Origin of the sequence: Exiguobacterium qingdaonense (assembly GCF_018617855.1) — a bacterium.
GTDB classification, from domain to species: Bacteria; Bacillota; Bacilli; order Exiguobacteriales; family Exiguobacteriaceae; genus Exiguobacterium; species Exiguobacterium qingdaonense.
The window spans coordinates 1-303 of record NZ_JACSKY010000042.1 but is presented as its reverse complement, the minus strand read 5'-3'; the positions used below and the strand labels follow the sequence as shown (position 1 = coordinate 303).

The following is a 303-nucleotide window of genomic DNA, read 5'->3' as shown; positions in this document are numbered from 1 at the left end:
GTGCTCTTACCAGCCACGGTTATGGACCAAGCTCGTCGGGCAGTCCCTGCCCTGAATGGTTTGTCAGTCGGCCAACATCAATAGGTTGAGGCTCGCGTTGATGTCACGGTCATGATGCGCACCACAATAAGTACATGCCCATTCACGGACATCCACCGTCTTCTTCTCGCCTTTTACGCCGCAAGTGGAACAGATCTGGGTCGATGCGTACCAGGGGTCTGCCTTGATGAGCGTCCGTCCGTAGAATCTTGATTTGTATTCGAGTTGCCGGACGAACTCGTACCAACTGACATCCCCGATGGA

General features: G+C 54.1%; 1 protein-coding gene. It reads right to left on the bottom strand.

The window, feature by feature from the left end; genetic code table 11:
- Positions 1-63 precede the first annotated feature (63 nt).
- The coding region (locus KNP00_RS14160) for a zinc ribbon domain-containing protein (RefSeq protein ID WP_215146309.1) at positions 64-303 on the bottom strand (240 nt) is incomplete at its 5' end.